Annotated in this window: 2 protein-coding genes and 2 pseudogenes; 2 read left to right on the forward strand and 2 right to left on the reverse strand. The window is 76.2% G+C overall.

Features of this window, described 5'->3' with window-relative positions; genetic code table 11:
* Window positions 1–24: 24 nt before the first annotated feature.
* A complete protein-coding gene (locus tag MHY29_RS11610) occupies window positions 25–1,581 on the forward strand; it encodes a glycosyltransferase 87 family protein (protein ID WP_239241397.1) in 1,557 nt (518 codons plus the stop codon).
* Here the strand turns inward: MHY29_RS11610 and MHY29_RS11615 are convergent.
* On the reverse strand, window positions 1,572–1,895 hold the full coding sequence (locus MHY29_RS11615) for a hypothetical protein (RefSeq protein WP_239241393.1): 324 nt from the start codon (window positions 1,893–1,895) through the stop codon (window positions 1,572–1,574). The two genes, MHY29_RS11610 and MHY29_RS11615, sit on opposite strands and share 10 nt — an antisense overlap.
* Before the next feature lie 63 nt (window positions 1,896–1,958).
* Between MHY29_RS11615 and MHY29_RS11620 the strand changes: the two are divergent.
* Window positions 1,959–3,401: pseudogene (locus tag MHY29_RS11620) on the forward strand (M18 family aminopeptidase); the annotation flags it as partial.
* Window positions 3,402–3,421: 20 nt separating this feature from the next.
* Here MHY29_RS11620 and MHY29_RS12560 read toward each other — a convergent pair.
* Window positions 3,422–3,511: pseudogene (locus MHY29_RS12560) on the reverse strand (50S ribosomal protein L9); the annotation flags it as partial.

Consider the following 3,511-nt stretch of genomic DNA (forward strand, 5'->3'; position numbering starts at 1 on the left):
CCGCAGGCGCGGCCGGACGTCCCCGTGGGAGCGCACCGCGCGCCGCGGCACGCCCTCACGACGCCGCCCCCCGGTTCCGCTGAGGGCGCACCGTCGGCGGGGTCCGGGGCGGTGGAGTCCGACGAGGCGACCCCCGAGGGGGAGGTGGACCCGCGCGTCGTGCCGGCGCCGGGGGACCGGGGCGGACGCTTCGCGATCCCGGGGGGCCTGGCGGCCAACGGCCGGGGTCGCGGAACCGGCGCGTGGGCGGGGCCCGTGGCCCTGACGGCCCTGCTGGTGGCGCTGGGGGCGATCGCCACGGTGCTCCAGAAGTCGCCGTGCCTGCTGCACGGCTGGGGTGCGCCGAACGTCTACTACGCGGGCTGCTACTCGGACTGGGCCGCGCTCTACGGCGGGCGCGGGTTCGCCGCGGACCCCTGGGCGCCGTTCCAGGCCGGATCCACGTTCGAGTACCCGGTGCTGATGTCCCTGGTGGCCTCCGTGGGGGCGCAGCTCACGCAGTGGCTGCCGTTCCCGGCGAGCGTGGGCACCGTGGTGTTCTGGTGCGTGAACCTGCTGTTCGTCGTCGGGCTGTGGGCGGCCACCGCCGTGCTCACCGTGCGCACGGCGGGCCGGCGCTGGACGGACGGGCTCATGGTGGCGGTCGCCCCGGGGATCATCCTGGCGGGCACCGTCAACTGGGACCTGTGGGCCGTGGCGCTCATGGCCTGGGGCATGTGGGTGTGGCTCCGCGGGCGGCCCGGCTGGGCCGGCGTGCTGTTCGGCCTGGGCGCCGCCACCAAGCTGTACCCGCTGCTGATCCTCGGCCCCCTCCTCATCCTGGCCGTGCGCTCACGCCGCTTCGGGCCCTTCCTGAAGGCCACGGGGGGCGCCGTGGCCGCGTGGCTGGCCGTGAACCTGCCCCTGATGCTGACCCACTTCGAGTCCTGGAAGGTGTTCTTCACTTTCTCCGCAGAGCGCGGCCCGGGGCTCTCCAGCGTGTGGCACGCGTGGGACGTCGTCGCCGCGCAGGCCGGCTGGGCGGCGGTGCCCGACGAGCGGCTGGGCATGTACGCCTACGGCGCGTTCGCGGTGTGCTGCCTCGGGATCTTCGTGCTCGGCGTGGTCGCGAAGCGCCCGCCGCGGCTGGCGCAGCTGACGTTCCTGGTGGTCGCCGCGTTCGTGCTGACCAACAAGGTGTACTCCCCGCAGTTCGTGATCTGGCTGATCCCGCTGATGGCGCTGGCCCTGCCCCGCTGGAAGGACTTCTGGGTGTGGCAGACCGTGGAGGCGCTGCACTTCTTCGCCGTCTGGATGTACCTGGCCAAGGGGGCCTCCGGGTCCATGCCGCAGCACTCCATGGACGACTCTGTGTACGTGGCCGCGATCCTCGCCCACATGCTGGCCGTCCTCTGGCTGTGCGCCCGCGTGGTCCTGGAGATCCTCGACCCCGACGACGACCTCGTCCGCGGCCCGGGCGGCGATCCCGCCCGGGACCCCGAGGACCCCTCCGCGGGCCCGGCAGACCCGGGGATGACGGGCGTGCGCCCGGTGCGCGAGGCCGTGGCCGCCGGGGTGGGGGCGGCCTCGGCTCAGGCGTAGTCCCAGCGGTGCACGGGACAGTCGGGGTCCGGGACCGCGCCGTCCTCGCACGTGCAGCGGGCGCCCGAGGCCACGGTGGCGGCCTTCATCTGCTCCCGCCACGCCGCGTGCGGATCCTGCGCCGGGTCCGCGGGGAGCCGGCCGGGGGAGGGGGCGCCGTCGCCGTCGGGGAGCGCGGAGGCGGGCCCGGGGCCGTCCGGGAGGCGGTCCCGGTCCCGGGTGAAGCCCATCCGCACGATCAGCCACCCGCCCACGGCCCACAGCACGAACAGCGCCGCGCCGACGCCGGCGACCAGCAGGACCTCGTTCGGCACGGGCGGGCTCCTTCGGGAGGGGGCAGGGCCCCTCCAGCGTAGGCGCGCGGTAGCGTCAGGACCATGAGCACCGTGACCTCCGAGAGCACCGTGACCGCCGCCGTTCCGGGCGCGCCCGCCCTCTCCGCGCACCTGCAGGACCTGGCCGCGTTCGTGCAGGCCTCCCCGTCCAGCTTCCACGCGGCCGCGGAGGTCGCCCGCCGCCTCGAGGCCGTCGGCTTCACCCGCGTGGACCCCGCGCAGGACCTGCCCGCCGCCCCCGGCGGCTACGTCAGCGTCACCGACGGCGCCGTCCTCGCCTGGATCCTCCCCGAGGCCCTGGCGGAGCGCGCTGCCGACGCCGTGCCCGTGTTCCGGGTGCTCGGCGCGCACACCGACTCCCCCGGGTTCAAGCTCAAGCCGCAGCACCTCACCGTCACCGCCGACGGCTGGGTGCAGGCCGGCGTCGAGGTCTACGGCGGGCCCCTGCTGAACTCCTGGCTGGACCGCGAGCTGCGGTTCGCCGGGCGGCTGGCGCTCGCGGACGGCCGCCAGGTGCTGGCCGCCACCGGCCCCGTGGGGCGCATCCCGCAGCTGGCCATCCACCTGGACCGCTCCGCCAACGACGACCTCACCCTCGGCCGCCAGCGGCACACCCAGCCGATCGTCGCCGCGGTGGCCGGCGCCCCGGACGCCGCGGGCACGGACGCCGCCGACGGCGCCTCGGCCGACCCCGTCGTGCGCCTCACCGGCGACATCCTCGAGCTGCTCGCCGCGCAGGCCGGCGTCGACCCCGCCGAGGTGCGCGGGGCGGACGTCGTGGTCGCGGACGCCCAGCAGGGCGGCGCGTTCGGCGCCAACGGCGAGTTCTTCGCCTGCGGGCGGCTCGACAACCTCTCCTCCGTGCACGCCGGGCTCCGCGCCCTCGAGTCCCTCGCCGCCGACGCCGACCGGGCCGGGCGGGGCGTCGTCGTCGCCGAGGGCGTGGCGGGGGAGGCCGCGGGCGCCCCGGTGATCCCCGTGCTCGCCGCGTTCGACCACGAGGAGGTCGGCTCCGCGACCCGCACCGGGGCCGGCGGCCCGCTGCTGGAGGAGCTCATGGGCCGCCTCCTGACGGCGTGCGGGGTGACCGGCCAGGGCGCGGCCCGCTCGCGGGCCGGCTCCTGGCTGCTCTCCGCCGACGCCGGCCACCTCGTCCACCCGAACTACACGGAGCGGCACGACCCCGTGAACCACCCGCGCGTGAACCACGGGCCGCTGCTGAAGATCAACGCGAACCAGCGCTACTCCACGGACGCCGCGGGGGAGGCCGCGTTCGCGCGGTGGTGCGCGGCGGCGGGGGTGCCGTTCCAGCGGTTCGTCTCGAACAACGACGTCCCGTGCGGGTCCACGATCGGCCCGATCTCCGCGACGCGCCTGGGCGTGCGCACCGTGGACGTGGGCATCGGCCTGCTGTCCATGCACTCCGCGCGGGAGATGTGCGGCGCGGACGACCCCGCCCGCCTGGCCGCCGTGGCGCGCGCCTTCCTTCTTCGCGGGGGTGTGAGGGCGCGGGCGGCCTTCAGGGACTCGACCTGCTTCTCACCGCCCTGCGTCCACACGGTCGCGAAACCGCGGGGCAGCAGGTAGTTGCGGGC

It is taken from the genome of Micrococcus sp. ACRRV (genome assembly GCF_022346985.1).
Classification (GTDB): domain Bacteria; phylum Actinomycetota; class Actinomycetes; order Actinomycetales; family Micrococcaceae; genus Micrococcus; species Micrococcus porci.